The following is a 15,697-nucleotide window of genomic DNA, read 5'->3' on the forward strand; positions in this document are numbered from 1 at the left end:
GGGGTCAGCAATATTTCTATTCCGTTACTCCGTCAAAAACAGACACAACCCAGCGAATCCCCTGTCTTGACAGGTTTTGCAGCAGCCCGGCCGTTTTGTCCGCCATGGTATCCACCGAGGTTTGTTCTGCCTTGACAGCCAATAGTTCACGCGGTGTCTCCCGGCCCTGCAAATTGGCATCCTGTGCTGTCGAATACCACTGGCGAGTTTCTCCTGTGGCTTGGGTCTCACCTCGTTCTTGTGGATTAGCTTTGTAAGTAGCCTCTCCCGTTCCCGAGTCCATTACGACATTCTCATTTCCGTTATATGTGCGGGTATACGCACGAGCATCGGCTGCGGGTGTATCTTCAATAACCGTCTGCTCATATCCGACAACGTTCTGCTGTACTTTGCTCTGAACCGATTCCCCGGCCCATTCAGGACCATATACAGAACGCAGTCCGGAGCCTGCCAGTTGCATGCCGAGCAGGACCCCCGCCCCCATCAGAAGTACAAATCCAAGCGCTTTTTTACGAAAATGTCCAGACATTGCATTTCCTCCTTTCCACCGCCTCAATTAATTGCCACCGTTGCTCTTTTTCGTATCGGATACGTTAGTACCCGCTTTCTGTGCTTTCTGATCCTCCCAGTACACCTCACCGATCATATCTGCCAGAACGTCAGAGGTACGTTTCAATTCCTCTTCGGTATTATCAATCCCGCCAATTTCGATCAAAATGCTATGGGAGGACAAGCTCTGATTGTACTCACCGTTGTTGCCTTTACCGCCATCCTTCCCCCATATCCCACGGGAAACGCCGTGATACGATTTTTCCAGCTTCTCATGAATACGAGCGGCGAAAGCTTCATTTTTGCGCCAGTTTTTGTTGTCATGGCCGATAATAAAATACACCTTGGCATAAGAAAGTCCGTTTATCGTTGCTGTCGTTTTGCCGTGACGTTGAGAATCTCTGTGGATATCAAGCAGATAGGTTAAGCTTTTATTTCCAGCCAAGGCTTCCTTGACCGTTTCACGCGAATATTTATAGGAATAATTCCAATTGTAATTTTGAACGGTTTTGGCATAGTCCTTGTTCACATGCAACGTAGATATCCCTTGCTTCTCCAATCTCTTTTTTACAAAATCCCCTACTCTCGACACATTGGCTGATTTAGAGCCAGAATTGGGATTGGAACTGGTTTTACTGAGCAAAGGGTTATATGCCTCACTCGGATGAGAATGGTAGATTAATATACGTTTGGCACCTTTGGATGCTGTATCACTCGGATCATCTTCTTGCGCAGGGTCCGTTTCTGGTGTTGTCGGAAGATCTGGCGTTGTAGAGCTATCGTTCGGCGGGTTCGTAGAAGCGTCCGGGCCGCCGGGAGCATCTGTCGTTCCCTGATCGGGCTGGTAATCCGTAGGTGCCTCCACTTTGTTGTTCCCTGAGCCCTTGCGCAGCAAGACAGGCGTACCCGCAGACATCCCAGGAATTTCGCGAGCTATGAGACTTTTGGGGTCCTGTGGATTAATACCTGTAAGCATTTGAAAAACAAAAGGCGACCATTGTTCACCCGACAATGAAGATTGTTGCTCCTTCTGTGCCAAATGAGGTACTTCCATACCGAGCATGTCCACAAAAAAACCGCTGGAAACCGAGCCTGCAAATCCTTTCATCGAAGACACCGGAGACGTTTGTAAACGATTTTCCGCCAGCCCTCCCAGCCCCAATACAACAAATAAAAGCGCCGAGCCCATAATAAGCAGCACAAGTGTATGTCCCATAGCCAAAATTTCAAGGCCCTTTCTTCTCCATCTTCCGACGTTCCAGGTTTGAATTTTTTTCATGTGGGTCTTGTCCTCCTTCGTCCCGTCGAAGCCCGCCTTATGTTCAGAACCCTATAGGTTCAGTTAGCAGCGGAAATCTCTTATACTTCAACTCTATGAACGGAGAACAATTACTAGAACACAAAAAAATCTCTATCCGCAGGTAAATCCCACCCCTTATTGCAAGAGATAGGATGCCTGCTAGATAGAGAATTTTGTGTATGAAATATGCTTTTACTAACCCTCATTAATGTGTATAAGCGGCGACATTGCCGGGATCGACGGCTTCATGCAGAGCGGCGTTCAATCCGGTTGCAATAATATTCGCAATATCTTCGATAAATTCATCAATCTCCTTAGGAGTCACAATCAGATCATGTCCCAGCGGCTGAAGCACCTCTCTCACCAATCCCAGTCTCTCAGGCTCGGAAATATCATCCAGCATCCCCAGTATTGCTTTCGTAGAAGCCTTTTCCTTGGCAAAATGTGTTTTCATCAGCTCAATTACGTTATTTACGATGGTCGAAGCGTAGCATACGGTTGGAACGCCGATGGCAATACACGGGACACCCATAATATCCTTGGTGATGCCGCGCCGCTTGTTACCAATACCTGAGCCCGGATGAATCCCGATATCTGCCACCTGGATGGTCGTATTGACGCGCTCCAGTGAACGTGACGCCAGAGCGTCAATAGCAATAATCAGCTCTGGCTTCGTTCGATCAACGATACCCTGAACAATTTCGCTCGACTCGATCCCCGTAATGCCAAGAACCCCCGGTGCAATCGCGCTCACATCCCGATAACCCGGATTGATTTGATCAGGTGTCAGTTCAAAAAATTGACGGGTTACCATCAAATTTTCAACGACAAGCGGACCTAGTGAATCGGGAGTGACATTCCAGTTGCCCAGACCTACCACAAGTACGCGTGCCTTACTGGATATCCCTATTTTTTGTATAAATTGCTCCATCTCCTTCGCGAATGCGATGGCTACCCGTTGCTGGAGCCCGGTGTCACCTTTACGTAAATCGGGCACTTCCAGCGTCACGTAATGCCCCTGAACCCGTCCAATGCGGTTAGCACCCTCTTCATTCAGCACATCCAGACGCGTGATTTTAATACCGTTATCTTCCTCCACGTCCTCGTTGATACCCGCCAGCGGCATTGGCTGATTGCGTTCCGCCAGTTCTCTTGCCTCCAGCGCCAAATCCGTACGTACCGCATACTTCTGCAAATCCAAATCCATCATTTATGCCTCCTTTTATACCATCTCAGGTTATAGTGTGCGAGACACCCAGCAGGTTTATGCACATCCATTTTCATCCTGTAATCTACCCCAGCCCGGAATGTTTCCTTATTGCAATTTGAGGTGTGGCATGCTAAAATATTTTAAGTTGTGAAACGTTTGTGTTCATAAGTAATGCCTTTACAGGAGGTGAATGTAATGCCAAACATCAAATCCGCTATCAAACGCGTTAAAACAAGCGACAAACGCCGTGCGTTGAACGCTTCTCAAAAATCCGCGCTTCGTACAGCAGTAAAAGCTGCCGATACAGCGTTGGTGAATAACGAAGCTGAAAATGCTACTGCTGCTTTCAAAGTAGCTTCCCAAAAGCTGGACAAGGCTGTAACTAAAGGTCTGATCCACAAAAATGCAGCTGCTCGCAAGAAATCCCGCTTGGCGAAAAAACTTAACGCTCTTACAGCTCAAGCGTAAGCAAGAGCTACTTTTATACGTTAATGAAAAATCCTGACCAGCCTTGGCTGATCAGGATTTTTTAGTTCACCACGATTGGATTCTGCGATGTTAACTCTCACTTAAAATAAACCGATCGGCAAACGGGCCGGGTTAGACCGAAGCCTCCGCGCCCATTTTCAGCAAAAACATCTCCAGCCCAAGCACCTTGTCGACAACTCCGGTTTTCATGCGGTAATCCAGCTCACCCAAGTCGTAGAGAAGCTGTCGCAACTGCTCAGGACGGAATCTCCGCGCCTGCTCGCCGGCAACTTTCACCCCATATGGATGCAAACTAAGCTGACTTGCAATTTGCTGCTGGGAATAGCTTTGACCCATCAGCTCCTTGACCTGCAGCATAATACGGAACTGTCGCGTGATCAAAGCTGCAATCTTGATCGGTTCCTCTTTTTGCTTAAGCAGCTCATAAAAAATACTGAGTGCCTTATCCAGCCGCAAATTAGCCAAATCCTCGACCATCGCAAACACATTTTGTTCCGTGCTGCGAGGCACAAGTGATTCAATATCGGCTGTGGAGATGATACCCTGCGCTCCTGCATACAAGCACAGCTTGTCTATCTCGGCAGCCAGAGATTGTAGTCCGGTCCCCGTATATTGAATGAGACTTTCAGCAGCTCCCGCAGCCAATTGGACTTCTCGTTCGCCTGCACGCTTATGAATCCATGCCACCAGGTCATCTCCCCCTAACGGAGTGAAGGCAATGACCGAAGCGTCACTTTTCAGCCTTTTAACAATCTTTTTCCGTTCATCCAGCTTTTCAGCCTGAACCGTAAAAATGATAATGCTATAGTCAGCCGGGTTATCCATATAAGTCAGCAACGCTTCAATGCGGTGCTCAATCTTACCGCCATCCTTGCCTGCCGCAAATACACTGGTGTCCCGTACAATAATCAGCTTTTTTGGCACCAAAAAAGGCGCAGTCTCGGCCTCCTCCACGACTACCTCAATTGGCGTCTCGGTCAGATCGTAGGGAATAATAGCAAAGTCACGATGCTCCTCTTCCACCACTTTTTCCTTAAGCATATCGACAAACTGCTTCATTTGATATTTTTCGCTGCCGTAGAGCAAATACACTGGCGAAATATCGCCTTTGCGAATAGCCTTAGCGGCTGTTTTTGCATCCATTCTCCGTACCCCCCATCCATTGATCGTACCCGACATCTGGTCGGAAGGCAAGTCATTATAAAACGAAAGGACCCTGCCTATAGGCAAGATCCCTTCACCACCATCTATATCAACACGGCAGCAGAAAGCTCTAGAAACTTTCGGCCGTCGGGATACGACGTCGGTTCATATATTCTATTCTTTGCTTTTAAAAATGTGCCATCCTCATAGCAACTATTTTCCGGAAGTACGCGGAACGGTATACGTATATTTACTTGCTGTACCATCCTGCTCAGTCTCATACATGAAGGTTTGGCTGTCTTCGGACCAGCTTCCTTTGACCCAAGCACCCTTCAAGGTACGCACTTCCAGCGTTGTCCGGTCTACACCGTTGTCGGAAAGCTTATACACCTTCAGCTTTTTGCCTTCAATGACCACCGCATAGCTGCCATCAGGTGAATTAAGCTGATCTGTAGACGTCAACTGGGCGCTAAAGGTGGAGGCATTATTGCTGTCCGGAGAGATTATTGAATTAGATGAGAAACCTTCATTCCGTACCGGGTTTTGCGACACGGAGGGTTGCTGTTCATTAGAAGCTGTATTGCTGCTCATATCTCCCGTCGTAGTCCCCGAATCCTTGGTAACCCCTTTGGAGGCTGTGTCATTCGACGTTTCATTTGAAGCAATCCGATCCTGTATCTTCATATCCCGACTGACAGACGATGACGAATCATTAGTAGCCGTGCTGTTGTCATTACTGTCTTCAGTAGTGCCCGTACCCGCTATGGGTGCTTTTTCTACATTTGGTTCTCCTTGCTGTTCAGGGGCAATCGTTTGTTGCTCGGATTTTCCCTGCTTTAACTGTTTGTCATCGGACTTAGGAGCATCCGCAGCAGAATCTTGTCCGGCAGATTTTTCTTTTGTAATCTGACGATCCGCGCTTGGCTGTTCCTGCTGTTGATCCTGACGGGGAGGATGTTCCGCTGGCGCATGCTTCGTTGAATCCTTTTCATCAACTCGCTGATCGTCACGTTGTGCAGCATCCTGTGTGGAAGGGTTCTTTTCATCATCCGCACTGTTCACATCCAGTTTGCTCGGATCAGATTGCTTCACTAGAGGTGGCTGGGATGCGTCCGTTCCCTGACCCTGCTCTGACGACTGCTTGGTCGAATCCGTTCCAATAGCTGCATCACGGCCTCCGCTTCCATTCACCGTATCTGGAACTTCTGTCTGTGCCTGCTGACTCATCACTCCAGGCGACTGGGAATCAAGCGAGCCTTCCGCATCCTGCACCGTTTTCGGTTCAAAATTGAATACCACAATGCTCAGTACAACAGCAGCGGCAGCCACGCCCATCGCAGCTCGCCCGCTCATCCGATTCCACCAAGGTATAGGCTGAGTACGCTGTCTCGGTCCCGGTCCAGAATCAACAGCTACAGGCTGCATCTCCTGAAGCGCGCTTCCCTGCTCCTCACGTGCGCGGTCAATGGCATCAAGCTGAGGCATGATGGAATCCACCAGGCTGAACGACGGGGAAACCGCAGGCAATTCCTCCAGCTCGCGCGAGAGCGTCTGAAGAATGTGAAATTTTTCCGCACAGTCCGGGCAAGTCGCAATATGGTTCATTAATTGGGACGTCTCTTCTTCGCCCAGCTCATGATCCACATAACGCTGCATCCAATCCATCACCTCTTCCCCACACTTCATCCTGATACACCACCTTTCTGATATTCCTGAAGTATCCCTTGCAATTGCTGTCTTGCTCGATACAAGTATGACTTGACCGTATTTAGCGGCAGATCCAGAGAGTCGGCAATCTCGTTATAAGAGAAATCCTGCAAATATCTCAATACGATCACCGTCCGGTGGTGCTCTGGAAGCTGCTGTATAGCCTCACGAACATCCTGTGCCAGGTAAGAGGTCAACACCTCGGCCTCCACATTTTGGGGATCGTTGAATATCATGTCATGCTCGTCAATGGATACCGAGGGCTTCGTCCTTCTGAATTTGTCGATACATATGTTCGATACAATGCGTTGAACCCAGGTTTTGAACTGCGCCTTTTCCTCATAAGAGTTAATTTTGGAATAAATCCGTATGAGGGCTTCTTGTGAAGCGTCCATGGCGTCCTGTTCATTGTTTAAAATGTAATATGCCGTACGGTACACATGCTGTTCTATCTCTCTTAATAGGGTAATGAGAGCGTCGCGATCGCCCGATTGAGCGGCTCGAATGAGTCCCTGCTCTACCACAAAGGATCCCCCTCTCCCTGCAATATTACAGACGTTTTCCTTTTGCAAATTGTTGCAGGATAGACGTCTGACGATAATTTTATTTTTTTAGTGAAAAAAATGTTACCAAAAAGCCCAGATTCCCCAGCGTATCCTCCCTTAGAATAACAGAAAAAGGGAAGGTAGTCACCTTCCCTTAGCCCTTACTCACATAAATCTGCTGGAATCTGTCGAATTGAACTTACATATTGTTACTTCTTGGAAATCAGGAAATCCGATATGCGTTCTAGCTGGTAATTCAGGGCAATCGGGTCCTGAAAATAAAAGTCGTCAATGGAGTATTGGTATACTTTCCCTGCTTTAACGGCAGGAAGGTTTCTCCACACGCTTTTAGATTCAATATCTTTCCCCCGATCTACTCCATCTCCCCTAATCCCCGGCATCAGGTAATCGGCATCGCCTAGCATCTCCGGTAAAGCCTCTATTGAAATGCTGGCCCAGCCCTTCTCGAAGGCTGCATTTTCTACCTTTTCTGGAAGAGTGAGCATATCTGTAGTGTTTTTCCTGGATCGCTCTTGTTCGTTGCTACAGTTCAAGCGTGTCCATTGGGGCATCAGCATATCACGGCAATAACTGTGCAATTCATCTTGTATCTGCATGTTCAAGGTTATGTTTGTACCGTACACTCAATTTGCCTTGATGCGCTCGGATTTGGACCTCTCCCATCGTATCTGTTCGATATATAGCAGAACCAACCGCTGATAGACGATCCAATACCGCTTCATTCGGGTGTCCATATGTATTGCTAGCTCCGACTGAAATGACGGATACCTTCGGTCGCCAGTAGGATAACCATTCTTCCGAGGTGGAGTGCCTACTACCGTGATGTGCTATTTTCAAGACATCTACAGCTTGCCTTACAACCGCCGTCCCCCCCTCTGCTTCGGTATGGGATGGAGAATGAGTTAACTCGGAAAGCAACAGCGATTCTGCTGCATCATCCATATCTCCTGTGAACAAAAAGGAAGCCCCCTCCATCTCCAATATCATTGCAACGGAATAATGATTTTGGTCCTTCACAACGGGCAAACTTCCGGTTTCTTCCTCCTGCAGCGGAAGCGGATGAATAAAGCGGATTTTCGTATCCTGATCCGGTCTCCACTCCATACCATAATACGCACCGTACAGCTTAATCTGCTTGTTTACAGCCGTGTTCAACAGCTTGCGGAAAGGTGCCTTGTCTGTCAGGGTGCCGTTAAAGACCAAGGCCGATACTGGAATCTGGTCAAGCACAGCCTGCAATCCTCCAGCGTGGTCATGATCTCCATGCGTTAAAATGACAGCATCCAGCCGATGTACACCGCGCTGCTTCAACAAGGGTACAATCGTATCCTCACCTACCTCGTAGGGGTCTTTTCGCTTACGCCAAGCATTTTTTCCTGTCGTAAAATCCATCGTGCCCCCTCCATCCACCAAAATATGTTTACCGCCCGGCGTTGTAATTAAAATGCTGTCACCTTGGCCTACATCCAGGTATTGAACCGTTCCCGTATTCCCTCCACCTGGAGTTATGTAACCTATACACATGATGCCAAGCCAGGCAATACCACTTAAAGCCAGCGCCAAATGACTATAACCATTCCACTGTCGACGTGCATATTTGCCTGCTCCTTCAGGCTCACGCTCCGTCTGCAATATAGCTGCCCACTCCGCAGATGACGCTAATCCTGTATGTATGGGTGATGGCATAGGAACGGATGTGCTTTGTCCCACCGAATTGCGTCCGGCTGAAAGTCTCTCCTTTTCCCTCCCCAGTGCTGCCCCCAAGCTAGCAGTTTCATCTGTTCGCCTTTGAGATATGATCCATGATTTGAGCCAGTACAGAATACTGTACAAAGCAGCATAATACGCTATGACCCACAGAATGGAGGAAGACGGCCAAATACTCACATAAGCGTCATCCACGTTCATCCATTTCACAAGCCAAAAGGTCAGTTCGTTCAACTGCTCTGCCGGCCATGCAAGGATACGAGCCCCGTCCTCCCATAGAAAGGCGATTCCCATCGCCACCGTACCCAGTGGAAGCACGATATACGTAATGAGTGGAACGAGTACAAAATTAGCCACAAACGATAGCAGCGAGAATTGATTAAAGTAGAAGACCGTCATCGGAAACGAAACAAGCTGCGCTGTGATCGTAATCGCAATTTCGCCGCCAATCAGAAGAGGCCATTTGGCGAAAAACGGCTTCATCAGCGGCATGTAAATGAGCAGCCCGGCTGTTACCAGAAAAGAAAGCTGAAAACTGACACTAAGCAGATAATACGGATTCCAAAGCAGCATCAATAACGCGGACACACTCAAAATGCTAAGTCCGTCCTTGAGCATTCCCCGTCTGGCTGCAAACAGGCCGATCATAGCCATAATTCCAGCCCTCACAACAGAGGGAGAAGCACCTGTCAGCAGTACATAAGCCGGAATAAGCACCATCACGACCGTAAGAGACGTCTCCCGACTCACTCGCAATAGCTTGAGTAAATACAGTAGCGTAGCTGCGTATACCGCCACATGCATACCGGATATCGCTAAAATATGAGTTAATCCAAGCTGCGTAAATTCGTTATACGTTGCCGGGTCCAGCTCATCCGTAACTCCTAGTACCAGCCCTTTCATATATCCTGCGTGATAAAGAGAACCAAAAGCTAAGTCCATCCGTTGCCCCAATTGCTCCCTAAGCTGATCATTCCACCTGAACAAGGTGTAACGGTTCCACTGGGAAGCTTGCTGCTTCTGTAGCGAAGCGGCTCCAATCCCTTTGAAAAGCCAGTGAATCTCCTGTGTATGCAGGTATTCATTGTAATCAAAGCCGCCAAAATTCCCCGCGGTTGCAGGAGCCTTTAAGCTGCCGTACAGTTGAATTGCATCTCCACGCTGCCATTCTGCCGCAAGTTGCTGTTCCTGTTTGGCAGCCAGCTTGATGTGCACCATAACGTGTTCAGAAATAGCTTCGCTCTTTCCAACCCCGCCCTGGAAAGTGTCATTTGGCAGTAATTTAGAACCAGTACGGGTACTACTCGCAGATGTAGGCTTCTTGTTCGGATTGGAATTGCCTCTCGTTTTGCTTATTGCAGTAATCCTCATCTCAAATTGTGCCCGATCACCGTCTACCTGTACCTCGGAAGCAATAAATCCAGATGCTTGAACAGGCACGTCTTCCAGCTTGGAAGCCGATACATGAAGGGCCTCGGGAATATGGCTCACATTATGCGCATCATGCCAAGCCCAATGGAATCCACCTCCGCTCAAGGCAAGCCACAGCAATACCACATGCCGGACTGGAATTTTCATCAATAGAGCTACAAGAGGTAAAATCATCGTGACACCCGCCCAGAGCAACAGCAGCATACGTCCGGAATACAAGCATGCTCCTGCACTTCCCATAATCCAACATACCGTAAGGGTTAAGATAGGTCTGCTTAAAACCAGTTTGGCTTGAATATAACCACCTCCCGGTAGAAAAATAGGGTTCTGTGCTCAAACCGCAAAACAAAAAAGAACCCCTGACTAAATAGCATTTCGTCAGAGGTTCTTCCTCGTGTACTTTTTAATTTATCATGTCTTAATTCATAACATCCATCAGCGTTTCTTTCGGTGGATGATAGTTGTCCAGTATACGGAAGGCAATTCCTTTTTGCTCCATCATGGCACGAACCTTGTCGGCATCCTTTGGGTAAGGACGGTGGTATACAATCTCCACAATACCGCTGTTCGCCAGCATGTTGGCACACGTCCAGCACGGCTGGTCGGTCACATATACCGAGGAGCCTTCACGATCAATCCGGTCCGTGAACAGTAGCAAGTTCTGCTCCGCATGAATCGTGCGGATGCAGCGCTGCTTTTTAACCATTTCCTCCAGCCCCTCGCGATGCACGACCTCGTATTCCTCCGAAATCATACAACCTGCCTCAGAGCAATCAGGTACCCCGGATGGTGCACCATTATAGGCTGTACCCAAAAGCTTTTTGCCTTGTACAAGTACGGCTCCAACATGACGCCGCGAGCAGCGCGAACGGGTAGATACCATATAAGCGATATCCATAAAATAGGTGTCCCAGTCCTTGCGTACATCTGCACTCATATCCATCTCTCCTGTAAACACAAGTTACAACGTAAATACATTCACTAAAGCCATCCTGATAGCCTGCACATCGTCTACTTATGTAATTATAAGCTGACGTAAGGCTTCATTTTCGCCAACATTTTAGCGCCGATTCCCTTCACATGATCCAAATCGTTCACACGCTTGAACGGCCCGTGCTGATTACGATAGTTCAGAATCGCTTCGGCCTTTTTAGCTCCAACCCCCGGCAGTTCCATTAACTCGGCAGCAGTCGCCGTGTTGATGTTCACCTTTTTTTCACCGGAAGCGGATGAAGCAACGGGATCGCTCACTGCATTCGTCCTGTTCGTCGTGGTATTCGAATTGTCAACGCCAGTAGCGGAAATAACGAAATCAGAATCCGTCGCCTCAGACTGCTTTACAGTACTGGAGCTTTCGCTCCCGTCGACCGCTGCACTAGCAGAACCCTGTACAGCATCAGGCTTCACATTGCCAGCTCCTTCGCCATCCGAACTGCGTTCAGCTTTGCCTAAGGCTTCCGTTACAACACGCTTTCCTTGAGTCTGGCCGCTATTGCTCTGCGACTCATTTTGGTCCGGCTCTACTACTAAAGCCTGCTCTACCTTACGATTAAGCAACTGCCACTCTTCTTCCGGCTCCGGACGCTGCCCACCAGCAAACAGAATAAGCCCACTGCCGATTAGGGAAAGCACTATTGCCGTTCCAGTCCATACGCGGTTCATTTCCATTTCGTCCCCTTCTACACATAGATTTAGGGAAAGTGAGCCACTCAATACAGCGTCACAATCGAACAGAGCAAGCCTGTCCTATCCCGTTAACCGGAGGATGTAAACAACCTCCATACGGTTCGCTGTGAGCCATTTTCCAAAGAGAGATACGTCCTTGGGCACGATCTAATATGCTCAGACATAAAATTCGTCATGTCGGCCAAGACCGGGTGCATACACTAAGAAGAATGACAGCGTCTATACCGCAAAGTATGAAAGGAGGACGTTGAACGATGAAAGTTGGATTTATCGGGACTGGCAGCATGGGAAGTCTGCTGATTGAATCTTTTATTCATTCCAACGCACTAAAGCCACAGCAAATATCAGCAAGCAATCGAACGTATTCCAAGGTAGCCGAGCTGGCCCGTCGTTATCCAGGGTTACATGCAGCCCAAAGCAACCGTGAGACGGCAGCGGATAGCGATATCTTGTTTATCTGCGTGAAGCCGCTGGAATCAAAAGCCGTGACGGATGAAATACGCAACGTCATTACAGAAGAGCAAATCGTCGTTTCTATTACAAGTCCGGTACAGATCCGCATCTTGGAGCATTCACTGAAAGCCAAAGTGTCCAAAATTATTCCCAGCATTACCCACCAGGTAGGCAGCGGAGCCTCACTATGCATCCATGGCAGCCGGATTACAGAGGAGGATCGCTCCCTTCTGGAAGAGCTTATGTCCCACATTAGCAGTCCGATTCGGGTTAAAGAATCCCATACGCGTATTACGTCGGATTTTTCCAGCTGCGGCCCTGCTTTCCTGGCCTTTTTTATGGACCAGTGGATTCATGCTGCCGTTCAGGCTACGGGTATAGACCGTACGGAGCTATACGCCCTGGCCGGTGAAATGATTATCGGCACAGGAAAGCTACTTACGGAGGGCGGAATGACACCAGCCGAGTTGCAGGCGAGGGTAGCAGTTCCCGGAGGTATTACCGCTGAAGCCCTCGCACTGCTGGACATCAGCCTGCACAGCGTCTTCCCCGAGCTGATACGGGCTACGCACAACAAGTATGAGGAGGACATGCAAAAGATAGATGCCTCCTTCGGCTTAAAGTCGATTAACCCGCAACAATATTGACCAGTTTGCCTGGAACAGCAATCACCTTGCGGACCGTTTTACCAGCCAGCGCCTGCTGAACGTTGTCCAGCGACAGCGCGAATGCCTCCATCGCTTTGGCGTCAAGGTCTTTGGCAATCGTCGCACGCTGCACGATTTTACCGTTCACCTGCACCACAATTTCCACTTCTGCATCCACCGTCCATGCTTCATCATAAGCAGGCCAAGCCGCGTAGGTAATGCTTTCGCTGTGTCCCAGCAACTGCCACAGTTCCTCAGCCAGATGCGGTGCAAGCGGCGACAGCATTTGCACGAAGTTTTCCATTGCTGCACGCGGCAGACGTTCTGCTTTGTATGCATCATTGGTAAAAATCATCAGTTGGCTGATCGCCGTATTGAAACGCAGCGCGTCCAGATCCTCGGTTACTTTTTTCAGCGTTTTATGCCAAGTCCGATTGAACTCATCACTGCCGACTTCATTTGTAATTTTATCGTTCAGGCTGCCATCCTCGGAGACGAACAGGCGCCATACGCGGGACAGAAAACGATGCGCTCCCTCAACCCCGTTTTCGCTCCATGGCTTGGTCGCTTCCAGCGGCCCCATAAACATCTCATAAATGCGCAGCGTATCGGCGCCAAACGTATTCACAATATCGTCAGGGTTGATGACATTACCGCGTGATTTACTCATTTTTTCATTATTGTTGCCCAGAATCATACCCTGGTTGACCAGCTTGTAGAAAGGCTCTTTCGTTTCCACAACACCGATATCATACAGCACCTTGTGCCAGAAACGGGCATACAGCAAGTGAAGAACCGCATGTTCCGCACCGCCGATGTACAGATCCACAGGCAGCCATTCGCGCTGCTTCTCCTTGGATACAGGCTCTTTATCATTGTGCGGATCAATATAGCGCAGGTAATACCAGCAGCTTCCTGCCCATTGCGGCATGGTGTTCGTCTCACGGCGTGCTTTCAAGCCCGTCTCGGGATCAATAGTTTCTACCCAGTCCGTCGCATTCGCCAAAGGAGACTCCCCTGTGCCTGAAGGCTTGATGTTATCCATTTCCGGCAACACGAGTGGCAGTTGATCCTCAGGAACTGTTTTGATCGTTCCATCTTCCAGATGAATCACCGGAATCGGCTCGCCCCAATAGCGTTGACGGCTGAACAGCCAGTCGCGCAAGCGGTACGTCACTTTGCCTTGCCCTTTACCCTCGGCTTCCAGCCATTCAATCATCTTCGGAATTGCTTCCTCATTCGTAAGTCCATTCAGCGGACCTGAATTGACGTGCGGACCATCCTCGGTGTATGGCGCTTTAGCCACGTCCCCACCTTGGACAACCTCAATGATATTCAGCCCGAATTGCTTCGCAAATTCCCAGTCACGTGTATCGTGACCAGGCACAGCCATAATCGCGCCTGTTCCGTAGCCAGCCAGCACATAGTCGGCGATCCAGATCGGCAGCTTTTCACCGTTCACCGGATTCACCGCGTAAGCGCCTGTGAAGACACCCGTTTTATCCTTTGCCAAATCCGTGCGCTCCAGATCGCTTTTACGGGCAGCTTGTTCACGGTATTGATTGACGGCATCCTTTTGCTCAGGTGTAGTGATAACATCCACCAATTCCTGCTCAGGAGCCAGCACACAGTAGCTTGCGCCGAACAGCGTATCCGGGCGGGTTGTAAATACCGTCAGTTGCTTGTCATGGCCTTCAATTGGAAAATGAACCTCTGCCCCGGTAGACTTGCCGATCCAGTTCCGCTGCATATCCTTAATGCTTTCGGACCAATCCAGCTCCTCCAAATCGTCCAGCAGACGATCAGCATATTCCGTTATTTTCAGCATCCATTGACGCATGGGTTTGCGGATAACCGGATGACCGCCACGCTCACTCTTGCCGTCAATTACTTCTTCATTCGCCAGCACCGTTCCCAATGCAGGACACCAGTTTACAGGCACTTCAGCTACATAAGCAAGACCGCGCTTATACAGCTGGATGAAAATCCACTGTGTCCATTTGTAATAATCGGGGTCTGTTGTGCTAATTTCACGATCCCAGTCGTATGAAAAGCCAAGCGATTTGATTTGACGGCGGAAGTTATTAACATTTTTCACCGTAATTTCACGTGGATGCTCTCCCGTATCCAGCGCATGCTGCTCGGCAGGCAGACCGAAGGCGTCCCAACCCATCGGATGCAGTACGTTGTAGCCGCGCATTCTTTTATACCGTGAGACAATATCCGTTGCCGTATATCCTTCCGGGTGGCCTACATGCAGACCAGCTCCAGACGGGTACGGGAACATATCCAAAGCATAAAACTTCGGTTTGCCTGGCTCTTCCCCGGTACGGAACGTTTTGTTCTCATCCCAATATTTCTGCCATTTTGGTTCAATACTTTGCGGTTGATAGCCGTGCTTCGGCTGTGTGTCTGTCATTGTCATTTCCTCCTCAAACGGTATGCAACAAAAAAACCTCTGCATCCCGTAGCGTGTCAGCGCTAGGGACGAGAGGTTATATTCCCGTGGTACCACCCTAGTTAGCAGAAAGCGTTCTTCGCCTTCTACTCCCTTTGCACCTGATAACGGAGGTGATCCGATGCGGGTTAATAACAGGGTACAAGCACCTGTATAGGGCATTCCTGCGTTGGGCGCATATCTCCGAGGCGAGTTCACTTTGCACTGTCAACCGGCTTGCACCATCCGCCGGCTCTCTACATGTCCAGACAAAACTACTATTCCTCATCAGCGATTGTTTAACCGTTAATAATGGCACTATTATATTGAAAACCGCGAAAAAAGTCAAATAAGGACTACATTTGGTGCTAA

Annotated in this window: 13 protein-coding genes and 1 other annotated feature; of the genes, 2 read left to right on the top strand and 11 right to left on the bottom strand. The window is 49.0% G+C overall.

The genetic code is table 11. From position 1 onward, the window contains the following. Nucleotides 1-16: 16 nt before the first annotated feature. From L696_RS0101095 to gpr, 3 genes are all read right to left on the bottom strand, one after another. Nucleotides 17-529, bottom strand: a complete 513-nt coding sequence (locus tag L696_RS0101095; protein ID WP_025682001.1) for a hypothetical protein — start codon at nucleotides 527-529, stop codon at nucleotides 17-19. Between the two features lie 27 nt (nucleotides 530-556). Then, the gene (locus L696_RS0101100) at nucleotides 557-1,828 is read right to left on the bottom strand and encodes a stage II sporulation protein P (RefSeq protein WP_025682002.1); all 1,272 of its coding nucleotides are present in this window, start codon (nucleotides 1,826-1,828) and stop codon (nucleotides 557-559) included. Nucleotides 1,829-2,054: 226 nt separating this feature from the next. Continuing rightward, nucleotides 2,055-3,056 carry a GPR endopeptidase gene (gene gpr, locus L696_RS0101105; RefSeq protein ID WP_025682003.1) on the bottom strand — a complete coding sequence of 334 codons (1,002 nt, stop codon included), beginning with the start codon at nucleotides 3,054-3,056 and terminating at the stop codon, nucleotides 2,055-2,057. Nucleotides 3,057-3,254: 198 nt separating this feature from the next. On the opposite strand from gpr, the gene rpsT reads away from it, so the two are divergent. Continuing rightward, the gene (gene rpsT / locus L696_RS0101110) at nucleotides 3,255-3,527 is read left to right on the top strand and encodes a 30S ribosomal protein S20 (RefSeq protein ID WP_025682004.1); all 273 of its coding nucleotides are present in this window, start codon (nucleotides 3,255-3,257) and stop codon (nucleotides 3,525-3,527) included. Nucleotides 3,528-3,659: 132 nt separating this feature from the next. Here the strand turns inward: rpsT and holA are convergent, their stop codons facing one another. The 7 genes from holA to L696_RS0101145 form a co-directional block, all read right to left on the bottom strand. Continuing rightward, nucleotides 3,660-4,691 carry a DNA polymerase III subunit delta gene (gene holA, locus L696_RS0101115; protein ID WP_025682005.1) on the bottom strand — a complete coding sequence of 344 codons (1,032 nt, stop codon included), beginning with the start codon at nucleotides 4,689-4,691 and terminating at the stop codon, nucleotides 3,660-3,662. Between the two features lie 213 nt (nucleotides 4,692-4,904). Beyond that, entirely contained in the window at nucleotides 4,905-6,377 is a 1,473-nt protein-coding gene (locus L696_RS0101120; protein WP_025682006.1) for an anti-sigma factor, read from the bottom strand. Then, nucleotides 6,374-6,922, bottom strand: coding sequence for an RNA polymerase sigma factor (locus L696_RS0101125; RefSeq protein WP_025682007.1), 549 nt, complete (start codon nucleotides 6,920-6,922; stop codon nucleotides 6,374-6,376). The genes L696_RS0101120 and L696_RS0101125 overlap by 4 nt, the downstream gene beginning before the upstream one ends. Before the next feature lie 230 nt (nucleotides 6,923-7,152). Further along, nucleotides 7,153-7,449, bottom strand: a complete 297-nt coding sequence (locus L696_RS0101130; RefSeq protein ID WP_025682008.1) for a TroA family protein — start codon at nucleotides 7,447-7,449, stop codon at nucleotides 7,153-7,155. A 94-nt stretch (nucleotides 7,450-7,543) separates the two neighbouring features. Continuing rightward, nucleotides 7,544-10,300 carry a ComEC/Rec2 family competence protein gene (locus tag L696_RS0101135; protein WP_025682009.1) on the bottom strand — a complete coding sequence of 919 codons (2,757 nt, stop codon included), beginning with the start codon at nucleotides 10,298-10,300 and terminating at the stop codon, nucleotides 7,544-7,546. 220 nt (nucleotides 10,301-10,520) lie between these two features. Then, the gene (locus L696_RS0101140) at nucleotides 10,521-11,039 is read right to left on the bottom strand and encodes a deoxycytidylate deaminase (RefSeq protein WP_025682010.1); all 519 of its coding nucleotides are present in this window, start codon (nucleotides 11,037-11,039) and stop codon (nucleotides 10,521-10,523) included. Between the two features lie 86 nt (nucleotides 11,040-11,125). Next, the gene (locus L696_RS0101145) at nucleotides 11,126-11,764 is read right to left on the bottom strand and encodes a ComEA family DNA-binding protein (RefSeq protein ID WP_025682011.1); all 639 of its coding nucleotides are present in this window, start codon (nucleotides 11,762-11,764) and stop codon (nucleotides 11,126-11,128) included. A gap of 278 nt (nucleotides 11,765-12,042) precedes the next feature. Here L696_RS0101145 and comER point away from each other — a divergent pair, with 278 nt between their 5' ends. Next, nucleotides 12,043-12,888 (top strand): late competence protein ComER, encoded by an 846-nt coding sequence (gene comER / locus L696_RS0101150; protein ID WP_025682012.1) that lies wholly within the window; start codon nucleotides 12,043-12,045, stop codon nucleotides 12,886-12,888. Here the strand turns inward: comER and leuS are convergent. Beyond that, nucleotides 12,869-15,307, bottom strand: a complete 2,439-nt coding sequence (gene leuS / locus L696_RS0101155; RefSeq protein ID WP_025682013.1) for a leucine--tRNA ligase — start codon at nucleotides 15,305-15,307, stop codon at nucleotides 12,869-12,871. The genes comER and leuS overlap by 20 nt on opposite strands. 61 nt (nucleotides 15,308-15,368) lie before the next feature. Beyond that, nucleotides 15,369-15,626, bottom strand: a binding site (T-box leader). Nucleotides 15,627-15,697 lie beyond the last annotated feature (71 nt).

The sequence above is a fragment of the Paenibacillus maysiensis genome (assembly GCF_000520815.1).
In the GTDB taxonomy this organism is placed as follows: Bacteria; Bacillota; Bacilli; order Paenibacillales; family Paenibacillaceae; genus Paenibacillus; species Paenibacillus maysiensis.

Bases quoted from the DNA above. Each gene is read 5' to 3' on its own strand.
- L696_RS0101095 (WP_025682001.1), bottom strand. From the start codon at position 529: ATGTCTGGACATTTTCGTAAAAAAGCGCTTGGATTTGTACTTCTGATG.
- L696_RS0101100 (WP_025682002.1), bottom strand. From the start codon at position 1,828: ATGAAAAAAATTCAAACCTGGAACGTCGGAAGATGGAGAAGAAAGGGC.
- gpr (WP_025682003.1), bottom strand. From the start codon at position 3,056: ATGGATTTGGATTTGCAGAAGTATGCGGTACGTACGGATTTGGCGCTG.
- rpsT (WP_025682004.1), top strand. From the start codon at position 3,255: ATGCCAAACATCAAATCCGCTATCAAACGCGTTAAAACAAGCGACAAA.
- holA (WP_025682005.1), bottom strand. From the start codon at position 4,691: ATGGATGCAAAAACAGCCGCTAAGGCTATTCGCAAAGGCGATATTTCG.
- L696_RS0101120 (WP_025682006.1), bottom strand. From the start codon at position 6,377: ATGAAGTGTGGGGAAGAGGTGATGGATTGGATGCAGCGTTATGTGGAT.
- L696_RS0101130 (WP_025682008.1), bottom strand. From the start codon at position 7,449: ATGCTCACTCTTCCAGAAAAGGTAGAAAATGCAGCCTTCGAGAAGGGC.
- L696_RS0101140 (WP_025682010.1), bottom strand. From the start codon at position 11,039: ATGAGTGCAGATGTACGCAAGGACTGGGACACCTATTTTATGGATATC.
- L696_RS0101145 (WP_025682011.1), bottom strand. From the start codon at position 11,764: ATGAACCGCGTATGGACTGGAACGGCAATAGTGCTTTCCCTAATCGGC.
- comER (WP_025682012.1), top strand. From the start codon at position 12,043: ATGAAAGTTGGATTTATCGGGACTGGCAGCATGGGAAGTCTGCTGATT.
- leuS (WP_025682013.1), bottom strand. From the start codon at position 15,307: ATGACAGACACACAGCCGAAGCACGGCTATCAACCGCAAAGTATTGAA.